Origin of the sequence: Mesorhizobium sp. B2-4-18, from assembly GCF_006441385.1 — a bacterium.
In the GTDB taxonomy this organism is placed as follows: Bacteria; Pseudomonadota; Alphaproteobacteria; order Rhizobiales; family Rhizobiaceae; genus Mesorhizobium; species Mesorhizobium australicum.
In genome coordinates this window covers 405,527-424,768 of record NZ_VFUW01000003.1, presented here as the reverse complement: position 1 = coordinate 424,768, position 19,242 = coordinate 405,527, and the positions used below count along the sequence as shown (strand labels likewise).

The following is a 19,242-nucleotide window of genomic DNA, read 5'->3' as shown; positions in this document are numbered from 1 at the left end:
TCGGTGCCAAAAGGACGGCCCCCACGGTCTTATAGTTAATGCGCCCTTAACCTTCCCACGCCTAATCTGGCATCCGAATCTGCCGGAGTGCGTCATGCGCTGCGGCCAGGCAATCACTGACGGGGAAGAGCATGCGTTCAGGGGCTTCAGCACCGCTCGCGCTGACCGATACGGGGCACGGCATCCAGGCATTCGCGCGGCGCCAGGTCGGCCGTCTGGTCGGCACCGGCCTGTTCGCGTTCACGGCCTTCGCCGTCGCCAGCCTCGCAACCTGGAACGTCGCCGATCCAAGCTTCTCGCATGCCACCGCCAACATCGTCACCAACGCCATGGGCTATGCCGGCGCGGTGTTCTCCGACCTCGCCATGCAGTTCTTCGGCCTTGCCGCGGTCGCCGCGCTGGTTCCGGCAGTGATCTGGGGATACCTCCTGTTTTCGGCGCGCGGCGTCGACCGGCTGCCCAGGCGCGGGCTGTTCTGGTTCGGTTTCGCGCTGCTCGCCGCCGCCATCGCCGGCTGCATCGTTCCGCCCAAGACCTGGCCGCTGCCCACCGGCCTCGGCGGCGTCTTCGGCGACATGGTGCTCAAGATCCCCGGTGTCCTCATCGGCGGCTATCCAACCGGGCTGGTGGCCAGCGTGCTCGCCATAGTGCTGGCTGCGCCCGCGCTCTGGCTGTTCGCCCATGGCGCGGCGCTGCTCGGGCGCAAGAACGGCTTCGCCGTGATGGAAGAACCGGCCGCCGCGGACCCGCGCGAGGACGAGCTTCTGTTCGACAATGACGAGGACGAGGGCGACGAGGGCATACTGGCGCTCGGCGCAATCACCCATTGGTGGCTTTCTTTCCGCGCGTGGATGCATCGCCGCGCGGTGCGCCGCAGGCAGGAGCGCGACGAGTTCGAACCGGAGATGGAGCCGCGCGCCAGCGCCTGGCGCCGGGCCGCCGAACGCGTCGAGTCGGCCGAGTTCGCCGAGCAGCGCATGAGCCATGACGGCCGCGCCCGTGTCGAACCGGAATTCTTCGCCGCCATGGTCAACGACCGCAGCGTCTCCGTCGACCCGGACGACGACGATGTCTTCGGCCGCGACGACGCGGATATGGATTTCGATGACGAGCCCGTCGCGCAGCGGCGTGCTCCCACGGCCAAGGTCCAGCAGTTCCGCTCCGATGCCGCCACCCGGGTGGAGGCGCCGGCGGCGCGACCCGTGCCGGGCGCCCGCGTCCAGCGCGAGGCGCAAACCTCGCTGATCGGCTCCGACACTTTCGAAATGCCGTCGCTGCATTTCCTGTCCGAACCGAAGAATGTCGCGCGCGACCCAAGTCTTTCCAAGGACGCGCTGGAACAGAACGCGCGCCTGCTCGAAGGCGTGCTGGAGGATTTCGGCGTCAAGGGCGAGATCATTGCCGTCCGCCCGGGTCCGGTCGTCACCCTTTACGAACTCGAACCGGCGCCGGGCATCAAGTCGTCGCGGGTCATCGGCCTTTCCGACGACATCGCCCGTTCGATGAGCGCGATCGCCTGCCGCGTCGCCGTGGTGCCGGGCCGCAACGCCATCGGCATCGAACTGCCCAACGCCAAGCGCGAAACGGTTTACCTCCGCGAGATCATGGCCAGCCGCGACTTCGAGACGACCAAGGCCAAGCTGGCGCTGGCGCTGGGCAAGACCATCAATGGCGAAGCCGTCATCGTCGACATCGCCAAGATGCCGCACGTGCTGGTCGCCGGCACCACCGGTTCGGGCAAGTCGGTCGCCATCAACACCATGATCCTGTCGCTGCTCTACCGCCTCACCCCGCAGGAGTGCCGGCTGATCATGATCGATCCGAAAATGCTCGAACTCTCCGTCTATGACGGCATTCCACATCTGCTGACGCCCGTGGTCACCGACCCGAAGAAGGCGGTGGTGGCGCTGAAATGGACCGTGCGCGAGATGGAGGACCGCTACCGCAAGATGTCCAAGGTCGGCGTGCGCAACATCGACGGCTTCAACGCACGCGTGCAGCAGGCCGAGAAGAAGGGCGAAAAGATCTCGCGCACTGTGCAGACCGGCTTCGACCGCCAGACAGGCGAGGCGATCTACGAGACCGAGGATCTCGATCTCGAGCCGATGCCCTATATCGTCGTCATCATCGACGAAATGGCCGACCTGATGATGGTCGCCGGCAAGGACATCGAAGGAGCCGTCCAGCGCCTGGCGCAGATGGCGCGTGCCGCCGGCATCCACGTCATCATGGCCACGCAACGTCCCTCGGTCGACGTCATCACCGGCACCATCAAGGCCAATTTCCCGACCCGCATCTCCTTCCAGGTGACGTCCAAGATCGACAGCCGCACCATTCTGGGCGAGCAGGGCGCCGAGCAGCTGCTCGGCATGGGCGACATGCTCTACATGGCCGGCGGCGGCCGCATCCAGCGCGTGCACGGGCCGTTCGTCTCCGATGACGAGGTCGAGAAGATCGTCGGGCACCTGAAGCTGCAGGGCGTGCCGGAATATCTCGACGCCATCACCGAGGACGACGGCGAGGACGACGACGAGTCGTCCGGCAAGGGCGGTTCGGGCGGCGGCGGCGGCGGTGGCAATTTCGAGGATTCCGACGACCCTTACGATCAGGCGGTTTCGGTGGTTCTGCGCGACGGCAAGGCCTCGACCAGCTACATCCAGCGGCGTCTGGGCATCGGCTATAACAGAGCCGCCTCGATTATCGAGAAGATGGAAAAGGAAGGCATTGTCGGCCCGGCCAACCATGCCGGAAAACGCGAAATCCTGGTGCCGACAGAAGACGACAAGTTCTGATAGCGCAGAGTTCGCGGCAACTTTGAACCTTCTGGCGCGTTCACCGACTGAGCAGCGATCGCCTCGCCAAACTTCAGCCCAACTGGGGGTTCACGACAGCGACCAAATCAGGAACCGGACGAGAGTGACCGATATGAAAAACGATCTTTCAGCGCTCAGCGATTTTGCCCCGACACGCCGCCAATTGATTGGCCTGGGCCTGGTATTCGCGGGTGCCGCCGCACTCAACGTGGTGCCCGGATTCGAGTTGCTGGCCTCGGCGCAGGCGGCCGTGCCCGCGGCGGCACAGAAGATCGCCGACCATTTCTCGGCGGTCAAATCGATGAGCGGCGAATTCGTCCAGTTCGGCCCCAAGGGCGAGCAGACCGGCGGAAAGTTCTTCCTGGAACGGCCGGGCAAGATCCGCTTCAACTATGACGGGTCCTCGAATTTCCGGGTGATTTCCGACGGCAGATCGGTCGCCATACTCAACAAGAAACTGAACACGTCGGACCTTTATCCGCTGTCGAAGACGCCGCTGAAACTGCTGCTCGACGACCGCATCGACCTCTCCGGCAACCGCGTCAAGAGCGTCAAGGAAGAAGACGACCTCACCACCATCCAGCTTTCCGACAAGTCGGTTTTCGGCAATGCGCGGATCACCATGATGTTCGACCCGAAAACCTATGATCTGCGGCAGTGGACGATCACCGACGCGCAGGGCAAGGACACGACGGTGATGATCTTCAACACCAAGGAAGGCGTCAGCTTCGCGCCCGACACGTTCGCCATCGACTATACGGCCAATCGCGAGCTGAACACCAAGACGCGGTAGGCCCGCCGATATAGCCAGGCCCGTTAGCGGAGCGGGCTGGCTTGTTTTTGCGGCGCGCGACTGGCAGTAGAATGGCGATCTCCTGCCGGACCCCTCCGCATGCCCTTTTCGATCGCCACCTGGAATATCAACTCCGTGCGCCTGCGCATGCCGATCGTCGAACGCCTGCTCGATGAGTACGCGCCCGATGTGCTCTGCCTGCAGGAAACCAAGGTCCCGGACGAGCTCTTTCCCGAAAAAGCCTTTCGCAAGGTCGGCTATCCCTACATCGCGTTCCATGGCCAGAAGGGCTATCACGGCGTGGCGACGGTGGCGCGGCGGCCGATCGAGGTGGTCGAAAAGCGCCGCTTCTGCGACATCGAGGACAGCCGCCACCTGTCGGTGACGGTACAGGCCGGCGGCAAGACCATCCTGGTGCACAATTTCTACGTGCCCGCGGGTGGCGACGAGCCGGATCCCGAGATCAACAGGAAGTTCAGGCACAAGCTCGATTTCGTCGCCGAGATGAACGCCATCCGGGCCGAGCATGGCGAGGTATCGGCGTCGGTGCTGGTCGGGGACCTCAATATCGCGCCGCTGGAGCATGATGTCTGGTCGCACAAGCAATTGCTCAACGTGGTCAGCCACACGCCGGTCGAGACCGAAAACTTCGAGGCGATGCGGCGCGCCGGCGGCTGGGTCGACCTGATGCGGCACAACGTGCCACCGGAACAGAAGCTCTATACCTGGTGGAGTTATCGCGCGCAGGATTGGGAGGCGTCCAATCGCGGCCGGCGGCTCGACCATGTCTGGTCGTCACCAAACCTGGTGCCCAGTTTTGCCGGCTATGAGATCCTTAGAGCCGCCCGTGGCTGGGACCGGCCGTCCGACCATGTGCCAGTTATTGCCCGGTTCGACTTGGATTAGGTTTATCGATATCAGGTGAAGCCGGCCTGCAAACGGCGGCTTCCTCGCTTCCGGTGCTTACGTGATTTAGGTACGGTTCTCGGAATCCGCCGTTTTCGCCTCGGCCTGACCTGAATCTCGACACCTACGGCGCCAAATGCCAGGTCAACCCGAAAATCGTGGCGCCAATTCCTCGATGCGGCGGATCATGTCGTGGAATTCCTCGGAGATGCGCTGATGCAGCTTCACCGCCAATTCCGGGTATTCCTCCAGGATGCGCCGGAACATCTTGCGGCTCAGCCTTATCACTTCCGAGTCGATTTCGGCCGAGGCGCTGGTCAGCCGGTTGGTATCGGCGATCAGCGCCAGCTCGCTAAGCATCGTGCCTGGGCCGACCTTGCCGATCGGGATGCGCTCGCCATCCTGCTCGCGATAGAGCACGATACGCCCGCTGACCACGACATAAGCCGAGTCGGCCACATCGTCCTCGCGATAGAGCTTGTGGTCGGCCTGCACCAAAGTGGTCTCGGCACCGAAGGCGAGCAGGCGCAACTGTTCCTGCGTGAAGCCCTCGAAAAGCCTCACGGCGGACAGGATGCGGATGTCGTCATCCAGCGCCATCTAGCTGTGTCCCCGAACGGTCAGTCCAATCCCTCCTCTGCGGTACGGTCCCAGAATCCCCCTCCAACAGGATCGTACCCGAAAGCGGCCCCGCCCGAACCGCTCATTTGAATGGTGAAATGTTTAAGGAACCAGCTTGTAGCCGCCGCTTTCTGTCACAAGAATTTCAGCATTGGAAGGATCACGCTCGATCTTCTGGCGCAGACGGTAGACATGGGTTTCCAGGGTATGCGTGGTGACGCCGGAATTGTATCCCCACACTTCCTCCAGCAGCACGTCGCGGGTCACCACCTTCTGGTCGGCGCGATAGAGATACTTGATGATCGAGGCTTCCTTTTCCGTCAGCCGCACCTTGCCGCCGCGCTGATCGATGAGCAGTTTCTGGCTGGGCTTGAAGGTGTAGGGGCCGACCGAGAAGGTCGCGTCCTCGCTCTGCTCATGCTGGCGCAGTTGCGCCCGGATACGGGCAAGCAGCACCGCGAAGCGGAACGGCTTGGTCACATAGTCGTTGGCGCCGGCCTCGAGACCCAGAATCGTGTCCGAATCGGTATCGTGGCCGGTCAGCATGATGATGGGCGCCTTGTAGCCGCCCTTGCGCAGGATCTTCACCGCCTCCCGGCCGTCCATGTCGGGCAGACCGACATCCATGATGAGCAGGTCGATGAGCCCGCCGCGCGCAGCGGTGACGCCTTTTGCCGCAGTCGCTTCCTGCAGCACATCGAATTCCTCATAGAGGGACAGTTGCTCGACCAGTGTGCCGCGCAGGTCGTCATCGTCATCGACGATCAGGATGGTACGTGAGGTCATGGATCAATCCGTTGTTTTGAAAAGTGAATTCAGTTGACCGCTGCGTATTTATGCGGAAGCTGGCCGGCACAATAGCCGATCACAGTGATTTGTTCCGTGGCACGATCATACAAGAAAAAACGCGATCGCAATGCAGCCGGCGCAATTTTGGCAAAAGGGCTGCGCGTGCTGACCGTGCGGGCTCGCCCCGGCCATCCAAGCCAGGGCCTGCTGCAGGCCGGCAAAACGGTGTTTGCGTGCGCGCTGGGGCGTGGCGGCATCTCGGCCGGCAAGCGCGAAGGCGACGGCGCCACGCCGCTCGCTTCGATGCGCATACTGACGGGCTATTTCCGGGGAGATCAGTTTGCCGCCGGGCGCAGAACGCGGCTGGCGATGGCGCCGATCGGGCCGGACCTCGGCTGGTGCGAAGTGCCTGACGACCGCAACTATAACAGGCCGGTCAAGATTCCCTACGGCGCCAGCCACGAACGCATGCGGCGCGACGACCGGCTCTATGACGCCTGCCTGGTGCTCGACTGGAACATCGCGCCGCGCCGGCGCGGGCGCGGCAGCGCCATCTTCTTCCATCTGGCGCGTCCCGGCTTCACGCCAACGGAAGGTTGCGTGGCGGTGACCGCGCGCACGATGGCGCGGCTTTTGCCGCTGCTGTCGGACCGGACAGTGGTAAGGGTGGTGAGATAGGGGAATAGGGAATAGGGAATAGGGAAGTCGTCAGCGGCAGCAGACACGCTCAAGCTGCATCATCCTACTCCCCTGCTCGCTTATCCCTTCCTGTTCCGCTGCCAGCCGATGTCGAGAAGGCCCAACCGGCCTGTCTCGCGGTCCATGGCCCGGGCGATGTCCCTGCGGCCGGCCCCGATATCGCGCAACTGGCGATCGGAGAGATCCTCGACGTTCTGGTGAGGAAGGTTGACCGCGACCCTGGCCTGCCGCAGCCAGGTACGGGCAGCCGACAGCCAGTCTGGCCGGGCGATGTATGCGGGGCGAAGAGCAATGTGAGACATGAGGTCATCCGTATTCCCCGGACATCAAATCCGGTTTGATGGTGTCATTGATGCTGCAATCATGCCGTATTGAAAAACAAACGGGAAACGAGTAGTTCTTGTCTCATCATCAAGTTTTATTTGAGGATTGAGGCTCCATGGACCGCTTCGATCAGGTCGCACGCTGATGGCAGCGCTCTTGCCGGGAACGCGGGCGCTCAGGACGCTGGAGGCGGCGGCCCGGCACCTCAACTTCACCCGCGCCGCCGACGAGCTCGGCCTGACGCCTGCCGCCGTCAGCCACCAGATCAAGGAAATCGAGGATCAGCTCGGCATCGTGCTGTTCACCCGCACCAGCCGCACCATCCGGCTGACGGAGGCGGGCACGGTGCTTTACGAGGCGGCGACCGACACGCTCGACCTGCTTGGCCGCGCCGTGATGCGGGCGCGCAAGATGGCGCGCGGCACCGAATTCCTGAAGGTGACGCTGGACGCGCAGTTCGCGGCGAAATGGCTGATGCGGCGCGTCGAGAATTTCCGCCAGCAGCGGCCGGGCATCGAACTCAGGTTCGACATCGCCTATGGCTTGCGCGATTTCGATCTCGACGACGTCGATGTCGGCATCCGCTTCGGCGCCGGCAAATATCCGGGGCTCAGCGCACACCGCCTGTTCGACAACATCATCATTCCGGTGTGCAGTCCGGGCCTCCTGACATCGGGGCCGCCCCTGCGCGAGCCGCGCGACCTGTTCAACCACACGCTTGCCCATATCGAATGGGCTCGCCAGGGCGTGACATGGCCAAACTGGCGCATGTGGATGGCGGCGGCCGGCATCAACGATTTCGACGACAGCCGCACCGTGGTCTTCGGCACATCGACGGATGCGGTCCAGGCAGCGCTCGACGGCAATGCCGTCGCGCTCGCCGATTTCGCCATGGTGGCAAACGACCTGTCCGAGGGCCGGCTGGTGCGGCCCTTCGAACTCAGCATCAGGGTTGCGCCGGAATATGCCTATTTCCTGGTTTATCCCCAGGCCATGGCCGACGATCCCCGCATTGTCGCCTTCCGCGAATGGATCCTAGAGGAAGTTTCCAGGACGCGGACAGCGGACAAGGTGTAGTCCCTCAGGACCGGGCGTTGTGGCCGAAGATCATGCGTCGGTATTTCTTCACGTTCCATTTCAGCTTCTTGTAGAGCAGCGGCTGCATCTTGCCGGCGACGGAAGTCTGGAACGCGCCGTTTTCGCTGCCTTGCTCGACGATTGGCCGCTCGAACCACAGCATCTCAACGCCCAGCTTTTCGTCCATCTGCTCGATCTGGTGGTCGATCACGGTGTAGATCTTGTGTTGATCGATCCAGGCACAACGGGCTTCGGCGACCGGACGGGTGATGAGATAGGAATCCGCGCACCTGGCATGCAGTGCCGGGTAGAGCCTCTGGCCCCTGCGCAATTTCCAGCTCGGCGTGTAGTAGTTGCTGCCGTTGCCGAGATAGATGACGGCCTTGCGCATCGGGCTGCCGAGTTCGGCCAGCCCTTGCCGGAATTTGGCGACGAAGTCGCGCGCGAGGAAGACGTCATCCTCGAAGACCAGGCAATAGGGCAGGTCGGTTTCGAGGAAGTCGCGCCAGATGCCGACATGCTTCAGCGCCAGCGAGACCTGCGCCGGGTGGACAAAATCGGGGGCGACCAATTCAGCACGGATTTCCGGGGTGATATCCGCCCTGTCCCAGTCTGTGTAGAAGGTGACCGGCACGCCGCGCCGGTCGAACTCGCGCACGATGTGCCGGCGCCGGTCGTCGTAGCCCTGCTTGACGTGACAAATCCTGGTGAACACCAGGTCGCGGGGAAATCCGGACTCGTCCGCCATCGTCAACGCACCGTCAGCTTGCAGCGGCGCCGAACCAGCCGATCACCGCGCCGATGATCAACAGCACGCCAAGCCAGTGACCGCCGTCAATGACAGTCAGGTCCCAGCCGAAATTCTCGTAGCGATGGTTGACCGACAGCGTCGTGGCGACAAAACCCAGCCAAAGCACGAAACCGAAGATCAGTCCGGCCAGCCAGGTCGGCTCACCACCCGTCATCGCGCCGACGACCAGGGCCATGATGTAGGCCATCAGCAGTTCGGCGATGAAGGAGATGACGAAGGGCAGCGGCGATTTCTTCATCGTCGCCGGATCGAGCCTGGCGGCCTTCAGCCAGGGCTTGCTCAACACCATGTACCAGGCGGCGCCGAACAGCCAGGCCAAGACGGCGGCGGCGATCACCGCCAGCCAATTCACTGCTGAAAAATCCATGAGTTCCCCCTCCTGTTCGGTTTTATGGAAACGCCTGTTCGGCGATTGCGTCAAGCAGTCGCCATACCGTGGTGCGTTTGACTTCGGCATCCTCGAGCGCCCTTGTCACCGGCACCTGATAGACGGCAAGCGGCTCCAGCCCCGATCGCGGCAGATAGGACCGGCCGGGATCGCCGACCAGAATGTCGGCGCCACGCCGTTTGAGTGTCGAAAACCACGGCGTCAGCCGGTCGGCGAAGGGTTTGTCGTAGAAGACGTCGCCGGCCAGGACCACGTCCCAACCCGCATCGGTGCCCACACAGTCCGTGCCGAGGAACCCGATGCCGACGCCGTTGGCCTCGCTGTTGAGGCGGATCGCGGTGGCGCAGAACGGGTCGATGTCGGCGGCGGTTACCTCGGCAGCGCCCGCCTTGACGGCGGCGATGGCGACGAGGCCGGAGCCCGAAGCGAGATCGAGCACGCGCTTGCCTCGGACCATATCGGGATTGTCGATGACATAGCGGGCGAGGCCCTGGCCGCCCGCCCAGGCAAACGCCCAAAAGGGCGGCGGCAGGCCGATCTCGACAAGTTCGTCCTCTGTTCGCTGCCAGAGATCATGCGCTTCGTCGGCGAGGTGAAGGCGAATCTCAGGTACATGCGGCGGCGCCATCAGCGCCGTGTTGTCGAGAATGAATTGCTTGGCGCTATCGGGTGTAAGTGCCGTCACGGCGCAGGCGTCAGGCCGCCCATGCGGCAGACTTCCTTCCATTCGGCCGGGGTCACCGGCTGCACGGAAAGCCGTCCGAGCCGCACCAGCGCCATCTCGGCCAGTTTCGGATTGGCTTTGACTTCTTCCAGCGTCGGCGGGTTCGGCATGTCCCTCACGGCGCGGATGTCGACACACTCCCAGCGCGGATCATCCGACGTGGTGTCGGGATGGGCCAGCGCGCAGACCTCGGCAATGCCGACCACGTTCAGCCCCTCGTTGGAATGGTAGAAGAAGCCGAGATCGCCGACCTGCATGGCCTTCATGTTGTTGCGGGCGGCGTAGTTGCGCACGCCGTCCCATTGGGTGCCGGCCTTGCCCTTGGCCTTCAACGCCTCGAAGGAGAAAACCGAGGGTTCGGATTTGAACAGCCAATAGTTCATTTTCTCTCCTCCTTGCGGCCCAGTCGCGGGCGCCGCGAATTAACTAGCCGCCGGCTTGTTGAACGTCCAGTTCCACTGGCCGATTTCGACGCTTTCGAACAGGCCGGCCTTGGCATAGGGGTCGGCGGCCGACAGAGCCTGCGCGCTGGCCAGATCAGGCGCCTCGACCACCACGAGGCTGCCATTGGGCTTGCCGTCGGCGTCGAGGAACGGACCGGCAAAGGCCAATTTCTTGTCGCCATTCAGCCCTTCGAGAAAGGCGACATGCTCGGGCCGCGTGTCGAGGCGCACCTGCAGGCTTCCGGGCTTGTCCTTGCAGATCAGAGCAAACAGCATGGTCTTTCTCCTGGGTGGTTGGATCAGAATGTGGGGATCAATCGTTGGTTTCGGTCTTCAGCGGCCGGGTCATCAGCGCCGTCACGGCTTGCTCGATGGTGATGGTGCCGTCCAGTATGGCGGCGACCGCGGCGATGATCGGCGCATCGATTTCGCGCTCGGCGGCGATGCGGGCGGCGATCGCCGCGGTCGGCACGCCCTCGGCCAGCGGCAATCCGGAAAGTGCCTTGCCCTGTCCGAGCGCCAGCCCATAGGCGAAATTGCGCGACTGCGTCGACGAGCAGGTAAGCAGCAGGTCGCCAAGGCCGGAAAGCCCCATCAGGGTCTCGGGCCTGGCGCCGAAGGCGGCACCGATGCGGCGCAGTTCGACGAAGCCGCGCGTCACCATGGCCGCCTGTGCGCTGGCGCCGAGCCCGGCCCCGGTGACAGCGCCGGCGGCGATGGCGAAGACGTTCTTCAAGGCGCCGCCGATCTCGACGCCGATCAAGTCGTCGCTCGAATAGCAGCGCAGGTTTTCAGCCGAAAAACGGGCGGCAAGGTTGGCCGCAAGCGCCTCGTCGCCGGCGGCCACCACCACCGCCGTCGGCAGGCCGCGGGCGACATCGCTGGCAAAGCTCGGCCCCGACAGGGCTGCGACCGGGTTTGGCGGCAAGACTTCGGCAGCGATTGCCGACAGCAAGGCGCCGGTGTCGCGCTCGATGCCCTTGGCGCAAAGCACAAGCGGAATGCCGGCCGGCATATGATTCCTGGCGGCGGCCAGCGTGGCCCGCAACGCCTGAGCCGGCGTTACCGTCAGCACGCAATCGGCCCCAGTGAGGGCTGCCTCCATGTCGCTCGTCGCCTCGATGCCGGGCGCGATGGCGATGCCCGGGAGATAGCGTGGGTTCTCGCCCCGGCCGATCGCGGCCACGGTTTCAGGATCACGCGCGAACAGCCGCACCGTATGGCCGGCGCGCAGCATGGCCAGCGCCAGCGCCGTGCCCCAGGCGCCGCCGCCGAGCACGGCGACATGCCAGCCGCTTTTGCCCGGACCCTCGCTGTTCGTGGCTCGATCGGTCATGCCTTGGCTCCGCGACGGCCGGAGCCGACCATCGGCGCCGAGACGCTGTCCAGCGGCCAGCGCGAGCGCGGCACGAAATCGAAGCCGTTCTCCTGCGCCATGCCTTCTCGCAGGCGTTCGATACCGGCCCAGGCAATCATCGCCGCGTTGTCGGTGCAAAGCTTCAGTGGTGGCGCGACGAAGCTGAAACCGGCGTCAGTGCAAAGCCGCTCCAGCGTTGTCTTGACCGTGCGGTTGGCGGCGACGCCGCCGGCGACGACCAGCGCCGGGTTTTTCGTGCCAGGGAATGTTTCGCGAAAGCGTTCCAGCGCGCGAGAAACACGGTCGGCGAGCGCATCGGCGACGGCCGCCTGGAACGAGGCGCAGATGTCGGCGACATCCTGGTCGCTCAAGGGCTCGATCGCTGTCGCCGCCTGACGCACCGCGGTCTTCAGGCCGGAGAAGGAGAAATCGGGCTGCGCCGAGCCTTTCATCGGCCGCGGGAAGGCAAAACGCGAGGCATTGCCCGACAGCGCTGCCTTCTCGACATTGGGACCGCCGGGATAGGGCAGACCGAGCATCTTGGCGGTCTTGTCGAAGGCTTCGCCGAGCGCGTCATCGATGGTGGTGGCCCAGCGCTGGTAGTCGCCAACGCCGCGCACGGCCAGAATCTGCGTATGGCCGCCGGAGACCAGCAGCAAGAGATAGGGGAATTCGAGCCCGTCGGTCAGTCGCGCCGTCAAGGCGTGGCCTTCGAGGTGATTGACGGCGATCAGCGGCTTGCCGGCCGCCGCGGCGATCGCCTTGGCCGTCATCAACCCGACGATCAGTCCGCCGACGAGGCCTGGTCCGGCGGTCGCGGCGATCGCATCGAGATCGGCCAGCGCCACGCCCGCATCGGCGAGCGCGGCCTCGATAATGCCGTCCAGCGCCTCGACGTGGGCGCGCGCGGCGATCTCCGGCACGACGCCGCCGAACGCGGCATGTTCCTCGATCTGGGAGAGCACGATGTTGGACATGATTTTCGGCGCGGCATCGCCCTCCAGCGCCACGACGCTGGCGGCGGTCTCATCGCAACTCGTCTCAATGCCCAGAACGCGGATCAATTCGTCGCTGTCTCCAGAGATTGTATGTCAGGGCGTTCCTCGTTAGGAGAGTGCCCGGAAACGCAAAGCCAGCCGGGGGTTATCACGGACCGCGCGCCATGCAAACAATCTTGAAAATCGGAACACGCGGCAGCCCGCTGGCATTGGCGCAGGCGCATGAAACACAGGCGCGGCTGATGGCGGCGCACGGCATGCCGGCGGAGGCGTTCGAGGTTGTCGTTATCTCGACCAGCGGCGACCGCATCCAGGACCGGCCGCTGTCGGAGGCTGGCGGCAAAGGCCTGTTCACCAAGGAGATCGAGGAAGCCCTGCTCGCCGGCGCGATCGACATCGCCGTGCATTCGTCGAAGGACATGCCGACGCAATTGCCGCCCGGCCTGGAACTCTCCGCCTTCCTGCCGCGCGAGGATGCGCGCGATGCCTTTGTGGGCAGGGCGGCGAAGACGATCGCGGAACTGCCGCAAGGGGCGAAAGTCGGCTCCTCGTCGCTGCGGCGGCAGGCGTTGATCCGCCGCATGCGGCCGGACCTCGACGTGGTGATGTTCCGCGGCAATGTGCAGACGCGGCTGCGCAAGCTGGACGAAGAGGTCGCGAGCGGCACCATCCTTGCCTATGCCGGCCTGAAGCGGCTGGGCCTGGAAGATGTTGCCACCGATTTGATGCCGCTGGACAGCTTCCCGCCGGCACCAGGCCAGGGTGCGATCGGCATCGAGACACGGATCGGCGACCGCGATGTCGAGAAGATGCTGGTGGCGATCCACGATGTGGCGACAGGGCAAGCACTCGCCTGCGAGCGCGCTTTCCTGGCGGCGCTCGATGGCTCCTGCCGCACGCCTATCGCCGGCTATGCCGCGATCAAGGCCGGAAAGCTCTCTTTCGCCGGGCTGATCATCTCCCCCGACGGCACGCAGTCGCACGCGGTCGAGCTACAAGGGCTGGCACAGGACGCCGCCCGCATCGGTGATGAAGCGGCGCGGACGGTGCGTGCCAAGGCCGGCGAAAAGTTCTTCCACGGCTGGCTCTGAAGATGCTCCGCGTGCTGGTCACCAGACCGGAGCCGGGTGCGTCGCGCACCGCGCGAAAGCTGGAGGAGATGGGTTTTGAGCCTCTTCTCCTGCCCTTGACGGAGACGAAGGCGTTGCCGGTCGATGCCAAGGCGATTCCGGAAGACGTGGCAGTCGTCGCCATCACCAGCGCTAATGCGGTGCGCCACGCCCCCAGAGATCTGATTGCGGTGCTGTCCAATCTGCCTTGTCATGCTGTCGGCAGGAGGACCGCGGAGGCCGCGCGCAAAGCCGGCTTTCTCTCGGTCAATGAGGGGCCCGGCGATGCCGAGGCGCTGGCCGACGGCATGGCAATCGCGTTTTCCGGCAAAACAATCGTCTATTTCTGCGGGCGCGTGCGATTTCCCGCCTTCGAGCAGAAGCTGGAAGCAGCTCACGCCCAGGTCCATGCCGTCGAGACTTATGACACGCTTGCGGTGAGCTATTCGGACGAAGCGATCCTTCCTCTGATATCCGGTCAATCCGTCGATGCGGTGCTGCTCTATTCGGCCATGGCCGCTGCCGAAATGCAGACACTGGCCAGGCGACTTACCTTGCAGCAGGCCTTTGAAAAGACCCGTTTTTTCGCTCTTTCCGCGCGCATTGCCGCCGCTTTCGGCGACGGCACCGGCAAAGCAATGCACGTTGCCGCGCGGCCCGACGAGGAGGCGCTGTTGGCACTTTTGCGGGCACGGCCCTGACCCGCGTCATCACACCGCCCCTTTTCACCGCTTGGTGATGTGCTAGACCCTTTCTGAACCATCACGCGCCGCCAGGCGTTGAGACGAAGCGAATTTGCGGAGCCCCTGCATGGTCAAGACGCCGAAGATGCGACACTCGAAAGGCCGCCGCGAGCCGGTGACCATCGATCTCGATCCGGGCGCCGTCTCACGCATCGTCGACGAGGATGCCGCCAAGAATACCGCCCAGACCGACGAGGCGAAGGCCGAGGAAGCGGCGAACGCCTCGCGGCCAGAGCCGCCGGACGAGCCGGTACATGCCGATCAGGCGGATCTCGAACCTTGGGAGCATGGCGATGCAGCCGCCGGGCAGCCTGGCACCCACGCGCCACCGCAAGCCGAGGCCAAATCCACTGAGCCGGAAATGCTTTATCCCGGTTCGGATACACCCCCCAACCGCGCCAAGGCTTCCGACTACAATTTCGAGGATGCAACCGCCAAAACCGCCGAGACCAAGGCGGCTTCCGGTAAAACCGACGCAAGGAGCGAACCGATGGCCACGCAGCCGAAGCGGGGCGGCCTCAACGGCATCGCCGCCGGTATCATCGGTGGTGTCATCGTCCTGGTCGGCGCCGGTGGCCTGCAATTTGCCGGCCTGCTCGGTGCGCCGGGTGCCGCTCCCGGTGTCTCGCTCGACGGCGTCAATGGCGAGATCGCCTCGTTGAAAAGCGATGTCGCGGCGCTGAAATCAGCGGTCGAACAGGGTGGCGCGGGCGACAATGCCGGGCTTGCCGCGATGGGCGACAAAGTCAAGCAGATCGAAACCTCGGTGGCCGCCCTCGGCAAGGCCGGCGGCGCGGCGCCTGTCGATCTCGGCCCGCTCAACGAAAAGCTGGCGGGTCTCGATGCGCTGGTGAAGTCGACGGGCGAGGCGGCGAAGGCACAGGAAGGCCGTCTCTCCGCGCTGGAGCAGTCGGTGTCGCAGCTTTCCGGCAAGGTCGATGCGCAGGCGTCGCAGCCAAAGATCGCACTCGCCATCGCTGCCTCGGCGCTGAAGGCGGCGCTCGATCGCGGCGCGCCGTTTTCGGCCGAACTCGATACGCTGGCCGCGATTTCGCCTGATGCGCCCGAACTCGCGACCTTGCGGCCCTATGCGGAAAAGGGCGTGCCGACCCGTACCGAGATCGCCTCGCAGATGGACGCCGCCGCCAATGCCATGGTCGCCGCCGCCACGCCGGTCGATCAGAATGCCGGCTTCCTTCAGAACCTGATGTCGAGCGCTGAATCGCTGGTCAAGGTCCGGCCGATCGGTGCCGTCGAAGGCCCCGGCGCACCGGAAACCGTGGCGCGCATGGAGGCTGCGGTCACGCAGGGCGACTATGCCAAGGCACTGAGCGAATATGACACGCTGCCGGAAGCCGCGAAGGCAGCGGGCGCCGACTTTGCCGGCAAACTGAAGGCGCGCATCGAGGTCGAAACCCAGGTCGACGCGCTGATCTCCGGCGCGATGAAGGCATGAGGGCAACACGATGATCCGCCTGCTCGCCTTCCTCATCGTCGTCTTCGCGCTCGGGCTGGGCTTTGCCTGGCTGGCCGATCGGCCGGGCGACATGGTCGTCACCTTCAACGGCTATCAGTACCAGGTGAGCCTGATGGTGGCGGCGGTTGCCGTCGTCGCTGTCGTCGCCGCGGTGATGATTGTCTGGTGGCTCATCAAGTCGCTGTGGAACAGTCCCTACACCATCTCGCGCTATTTTCGCGTGCGCCGCCGCGACCGTGGCTATCAGGCGCTGTCGACCGGCATGATCGCCGCCGGCGCCGGCGACGGGGCGCTGGCCCGCAAGAAGACCAAGGAAGCGGCCAAGCTGATCCGCTCCGACCAGGAGCCGCTGATCCATCTGCTCGAGGCACAGGCATCGCTGCTCGAAGGCGACCATGAAGGCGCGCGCCAAAAATTCGAGAGCATGCTCGACGATCCCGAAATGCGGCTGCTTGGCCTGCGAGGGCTTTACCTGGAAGCCGAACGACTGGGTGACCGCAACGCCGCCCGGCACTATGCCGGCCGTGCCGCCGCAGTGGCGCCGCAACTGGCCTGGGCGGCCGAATCGACGCTGGAGGAACTGACCGCGCGCGGCGACTGGGATGGCGCGCTGAAACTGGTCGACGCGCAGAAGTCGACGCGGCAGATCGAGCGTGACGCCGCCAACCGCCGCCGCGCGGTGCTGTTGACCGCCAAGGCGCAGTCGCTTGCGGACAGCGATCCCGCGGCTGCCAGGACAGCGGCGATCGAGGCCAACAGATTGCAGCCGGATTTTGCCCCCGCCGCCGTTGCCGCCGCCGCGGCGCTGTTCAGGCAGAACGACGTGCGCAAGGGTTCGAAGATCCTCGAAGCGGCATGGAAGGCCGAGCCGCATCCCGAGATTGCCGAGCTCTACACCCATGCGAGGCCGGGTGACGCCGTGCTCGATCGGCTCAACCGGGCAAAGAAGCTGCAGGAGATGAAGAAGAACCACGCTGAATCGTCAATGACGGTGGCGCGTGCCGCGCTCGACGCGCAGGATTTTTCAACCGCCCGCCGCGAGGCAGAGGCCGCGATCCGGATGGACCGACGCGAGGGCGCCTATCTGCTGCTCGCCGACATCGAGGAGGCCGAGACCGGCGACCAGGGCAAGGTGCGGCAGCTGCTGTCCAAGGCGGTGCGAGCCCCGCGCGATCCGGCCTGGGTCGCCGACGGCGTCGTCTCCGAGCGCTGGGCACCGGTCTCGCCGGTCACCGGCCGGCTCGACGCCTTCGAATGGCGCGCGCCGATGGAGCGGCTTGGCCAGCTGATCGACAGCCACGATGAGCCGGACGCCCCGGCAGTGGCCATCGAGGCGCCGGGCAGGCCGGAAAGGCCGGTCGAGGTGATCGATCACGCCGCACCGGGCGACGAGGCGACGGGCAAAGACGCCGAAAGCCGCGAGGATCATGTCACCCCGGTCACGGCCGCCGCCTTTGCCGCGGTGCCCGCCGACGCCGAGGCCGTCGAGCCGGCGGAAGAACTGGCGCGGCTGCCGGACGATCCAGGCGTCGATCCGGACGACGAGGCGGAAAAGTCGCCCCGCCGGTTCCGGCTGTTTTGATTTTGGGCAGGCCGTTGGGCCGTTTGGGAATGAATTGATGTTCGAGCGCGTTCTGTCGTTTCTCAGGGATTTACCGGCTGGCTCCGGCAGCCATGCCAGCACGGACGATCCGCGCGTCGCGGCCTCGGCGCTGCTCTATCATGTGATGAATGCCGACGGCGTGCGCCAGGATGTCGAATGGGAGCGGTTCAAGACGGTGCTGGCGCAAAGCTATTCGATCAGCGGTGCCGAACTCGAAGCACTCGCCGCCGCCGGCGAGCGGGCCGACAACGAGGCGATCGACCTCTACGCCTTCACCAGCGTGCTCAAGCGTCACCTCGACGCGGAGGGGCGCAAGGCGTTCATCGGCCTGATGTGGGAGATCGTCTATGCCGATGGCGAGCTGCATGAGCTGGAGGACAACACGGTGTGGCGTGTCGCCGAGCTGATCGGCGTCGAACGCCACGACCGCGTCGAGGCGCGCCGCAAGGCGGCGGCGCACGCGCCGGGCGCCACTGGAACATCCTCGGACGAATAGGATTTTCGCCGTCCCATGCCGCGCCAGACGAGGTCGAAACCAAAAATCCTGATCGTGCTGCATCAGGAGAATTCGAGCCCCGGACGCGTCGGTCACATGCTGCTCGAAGAGGGCTTCGATCTCGACATCCGCCGCCCGCCGCTCGGCGACGCCTTGCCGGAAACGCTGGATGGCCACGCCGGCACGGTCGTCTTCGGCGGTCCGATGAGCGCCAATGACGAGGACGAGTTCGTCCGTCGCGAGACCAACTGGCTGCAGATTCCACTCAGGGAGAACCGGCCACTGCTCGGCATCTGTCTTGGGGCGCAGATGCTGGCCAATCATCTCGGCGGCAAGGTCGAGGGCCATGGCGAAGGGCTGGTCGAGATCGGCTGGTATCCCCTGAAAGCGACCGAGGCCGGCAAGAAACTGATGCACTGGCCAGAGATGGTCTACCAGTTCCATCGTGAAGGCTTTTCGCTGCCGAGCGACGCGACGCTGCTGGCCACGAACGAGACCTATCCCAACCAGGCCTTCCGCTATGGCGATAATGCCTGGGGCATCCAGTTCCACGGCGAACTGACCCGAGTGATGATGCAGCGCTGGGTGGTGCGCGGCGCCCACCGCTTCGAGCTGCCCGGTGCGCAGCCCGGCCGCGACCATCTCGGCGGCCGGCTGATCTGGGACATGCATTTGAAGCGCTGGCTCGACGAGTTTTTGCGCGCGATTTTTGGCGAGCCTGTGGCGCGTTAGAGCCTGGCCGGTGCTCCGACCCGCCGGCTTCTGACGACCGGCTTTCGGAGCCTAAAAACTAGTCCGAAAACGTTACGCTCACGCCGCGCTGCCGAAAATAAGCCTGCATCAACTTGCGGCCCGAGCGGTTGCTCTGCGCCAATTTGGCAGGATCGAACACCGCCTGTTTTATCCCCTCTCGCGCCAGCGCTGCCTTGAGCGTTGCGATATGGGCGTCGATGTCGGCATTGTCCGCCCGGAGCGACGCGTAGATATTTTCGGTCGCTTCGGCCACGGTCGGTTCGCTCACTTGTGTCGTCCTTTGGTTGGTTCGGCGGCGGCTTAGCATAGATTCGCTGC

General features: G+C 64.8%; 22 protein-coding genes. 11 read left to right on the top strand and 11 right to left on the bottom strand.

Annotated features, from left to right (window positions below):
• Positions 1 to 131 precede the first annotated feature (131 nt).
• The 3 genes from FJ527_RS09195 (at position 132) to FJ527_RS09185 (ending at position 4,512) form a co-directional block, all read left to right on the top strand.
• Positions 132 to 2,792 carry a DNA translocase FtsK gene (locus tag FJ527_RS09195; protein ID WP_140822795.1) on the top strand — a complete coding sequence of 887 codons (2,661 nt, stop codon included), beginning with the start codon at positions 132 to 134 and terminating at the stop codon, positions 2,790 to 2,792.
• 133 nt (positions 2,793 to 2,925) lie between these two features.
• A complete protein-coding gene (locus FJ527_RS09190) occupies positions 2,926 to 3,606 on the top strand; it encodes an outer membrane lipoprotein carrier protein LolA (protein ID WP_140712495.1) in 681 nt (226 codons plus the stop codon).
• A 99-nt stretch (positions 3,607 to 3,705) separates the two neighbouring features.
• Positions 3,706 to 4,512 (top strand): exodeoxyribonuclease III, encoded by an 807-nt coding sequence (locus FJ527_RS09185; protein ID WP_140822793.1) that lies wholly within the window; start codon positions 3,706 to 3,708, stop codon positions 4,510 to 4,512.
• Between the two features lie 144 nt (positions 4,513 to 4,656).
• Here the strand turns inward: FJ527_RS09185 and FJ527_RS09180 are convergent, their stop codons facing one another.
• Complete coding sequence (locus FJ527_RS09180; protein ID WP_015315055.1) at positions 4,657 to 5,112, bottom strand: cyclic nucleotide-binding domain-containing protein; 456 nt, start codon at positions 5,110 to 5,112, stop codon at positions 4,657 to 4,659.
• A gap of 123 nt (positions 5,113 to 5,235) precedes the next feature.
• Entirely contained in the window at positions 5,236 to 5,919 is a 684-nt protein-coding gene (locus tag FJ527_RS09175; RefSeq protein ID WP_015315056.1) for a response regulator transcription factor, read from the bottom strand.
• 144 nt (positions 5,920 to 6,063) lie between these two features.
• Between FJ527_RS09175 and FJ527_RS09170 the strand changes: the two genes are divergently transcribed.
• Positions 6,064 to 6,600 carry a L,D-transpeptidase gene (locus FJ527_RS09170; protein WP_181166327.1) on the top strand — a complete coding sequence of 179 codons (537 nt, stop codon included), beginning with the start codon at positions 6,064 to 6,066 and terminating at the stop codon, positions 6,598 to 6,600.
• 80 nt (positions 6,601 to 6,680) lie between these two features.
• On the opposite strand, the gene FJ527_RS09165 is transcribed toward FJ527_RS09170, so the two are convergent.
• Entirely contained in the window at positions 6,681 to 6,923 is a 243-nt protein-coding gene (locus FJ527_RS09165; protein ID WP_140618370.1) for a hypothetical protein, read from the bottom strand.
• Positions 6,924 to 7,089: 166 nt separating this feature from the next.
• On the opposite strand from FJ527_RS09165, the gene gcvA reads away from it, so the two are divergent.
• Complete coding sequence (gene gcvA, locus FJ527_RS09160; RefSeq protein WP_015315059.1) at positions 7,090 to 8,022, top strand: transcriptional regulator GcvA; 933 nt, start codon at positions 7,090 to 7,092, stop codon at positions 8,020 to 8,022.
• Positions 8,023 to 8,026: 4 nt separating this feature from the next.
• Here the strand turns inward: gcvA and FJ527_RS09155 are convergent, their stop codons facing one another.
• From FJ527_RS09155 to tsaD, 7 genes are read right to left on the bottom strand one after another with little or no spacing between them, the layout of a single operon-like run.
• Positions 8,027 to 8,770, bottom strand: a complete 744-nt coding sequence (locus tag FJ527_RS09155) for a glycosyltransferase family 25 protein (protein ID WP_140822791.1) — start codon at positions 8,768 to 8,770, stop codon at positions 8,027 to 8,029.
• A 13-nt stretch (positions 8,771 to 8,783) separates the two neighbouring features.
• A complete protein-coding gene (locus FJ527_RS09150) occupies positions 8,784 to 9,200 on the bottom strand; it encodes a DUF1761 domain-containing protein (RefSeq protein ID WP_140822789.1) in 417 nt (138 codons plus the stop codon).
• Between the two features lie 22 nt (positions 9,201 to 9,222).
• Positions 9,223 to 9,906: a methyltransferase gene (locus tag FJ527_RS09145; protein WP_140822787.1), complete on the bottom strand. Its 684-nt coding sequence runs from the start codon at positions 9,904 to 9,906 to the stop codon at positions 9,223 to 9,225.
• The gene (locus FJ527_RS09140; RefSeq protein ID WP_140822785.1) at positions 9,903 to 10,328 is read right to left on the bottom strand and encodes an EVE domain-containing protein; all 426 of its coding nucleotides are present in this window, start codon (positions 10,326 to 10,328) and stop codon (positions 9,903 to 9,905) included. The genes FJ527_RS09145 and FJ527_RS09140 overlap by 4 nt, the downstream gene beginning before the upstream one ends.
• A 39-nt stretch (positions 10,329 to 10,367) precedes the next feature.
• Complete coding sequence (locus FJ527_RS09135; protein WP_140822783.1) at positions 10,368 to 10,664, bottom strand: YciI-like protein; 297 nt, start codon at positions 10,662 to 10,664, stop codon at positions 10,368 to 10,370.
• Positions 10,665 to 10,701: 37 nt separating this feature from the next.
• Complete coding sequence (locus FJ527_RS09130) at positions 10,702 to 11,724, bottom strand: NAD(P)H-dependent glycerol-3-phosphate dehydrogenase (protein ID WP_140822781.1); 1,023 nt, start codon at positions 11,722 to 11,724, stop codon at positions 10,702 to 10,704.
• Positions 11,721 to 12,806 (bottom strand): tRNA (adenosine(37)-N6)-threonylcarbamoyltransferase complex transferase subunit TsaD, encoded by a 1,086-nt coding sequence (gene tsaD, locus FJ527_RS09125; protein ID WP_174361985.1) that lies wholly within the window; start codon positions 12,804 to 12,806, stop codon positions 11,721 to 11,723. The genes FJ527_RS09130 and tsaD overlap by 4 nt, the downstream gene beginning before the upstream one ends.
• Before the next feature lie 101 nt (positions 12,807 to 12,907).
• On the opposite strand from tsaD, the gene hemC reads away from it, so the two are divergent.
• The 6 genes from hemC to FJ527_RS09095 all read left to right on the top strand — a co-directional run bounded on the left by hemC (position 12,908) and on the right by FJ527_RS09095 (position 18,903).
• Positions 12,908 to 13,834: a hydroxymethylbilane synthase gene (gene hemC, locus FJ527_RS09120; RefSeq protein ID WP_140822779.1), complete on the top strand. Its 927-nt coding sequence runs from the start codon at positions 12,908 to 12,910 to the stop codon at positions 13,832 to 13,834.
• Positions 13,835 to 13,836: 2 nt separating this feature from the next.
• Complete coding sequence (locus tag FJ527_RS09115) at positions 13,837 to 14,553, top strand: uroporphyrinogen-III synthase (protein WP_140822777.1); 717 nt, start codon at positions 13,837 to 13,839, stop codon at positions 14,551 to 14,553.
• Positions 14,554 to 14,662: 109 nt separating this feature from the next.
• Positions 14,663 to 16,051: a COG4223 family protein gene (locus tag FJ527_RS09110; RefSeq protein WP_140822775.1), complete on the top strand. Its 1,389-nt coding sequence runs from the start codon at positions 14,663 to 14,665 to the stop codon at positions 16,049 to 16,051.
• 10 nt (positions 16,052 to 16,061) lie between these two features.
• A complete protein-coding gene (locus FJ527_RS09105) occupies positions 16,062 to 17,654 on the top strand; it encodes a heme biosynthesis protein HemY (protein WP_140660480.1) in 1,593 nt (530 codons plus the stop codon).
• Between the two features lie 37 nt (positions 17,655 to 17,691).
• A complete protein-coding gene (locus FJ527_RS09100) occupies positions 17,692 to 18,171 on the top strand; it encodes a TerB family tellurite resistance protein (protein WP_140618392.1) in 480 nt (159 codons plus the stop codon).
• Positions 18,172 to 18,186: 15 nt separating this feature from the next.
• Positions 18,187 to 18,903: a glutamine amidotransferase gene (locus tag FJ527_RS09095; RefSeq protein ID WP_140618394.1), complete on the top strand. Its 717-nt coding sequence runs from the start codon at positions 18,187 to 18,189 to the stop codon at positions 18,901 to 18,903.
• Between the two features lie 58 nt (positions 18,904 to 18,961).
• Here the strand turns inward: FJ527_RS09095 and FJ527_RS09090 are convergent, their stop codons facing one another.
• Positions 18,962 to 19,231 carry a hypothetical protein gene (locus tag FJ527_RS09090; protein WP_051041236.1) on the bottom strand — a complete coding sequence of 90 codons (270 nt, stop codon included), beginning with the start codon at positions 19,229 to 19,231 and terminating at the stop codon, positions 18,962 to 18,964.
• Positions 19,232 to 19,242: the final 11 nt, after the last annotated feature.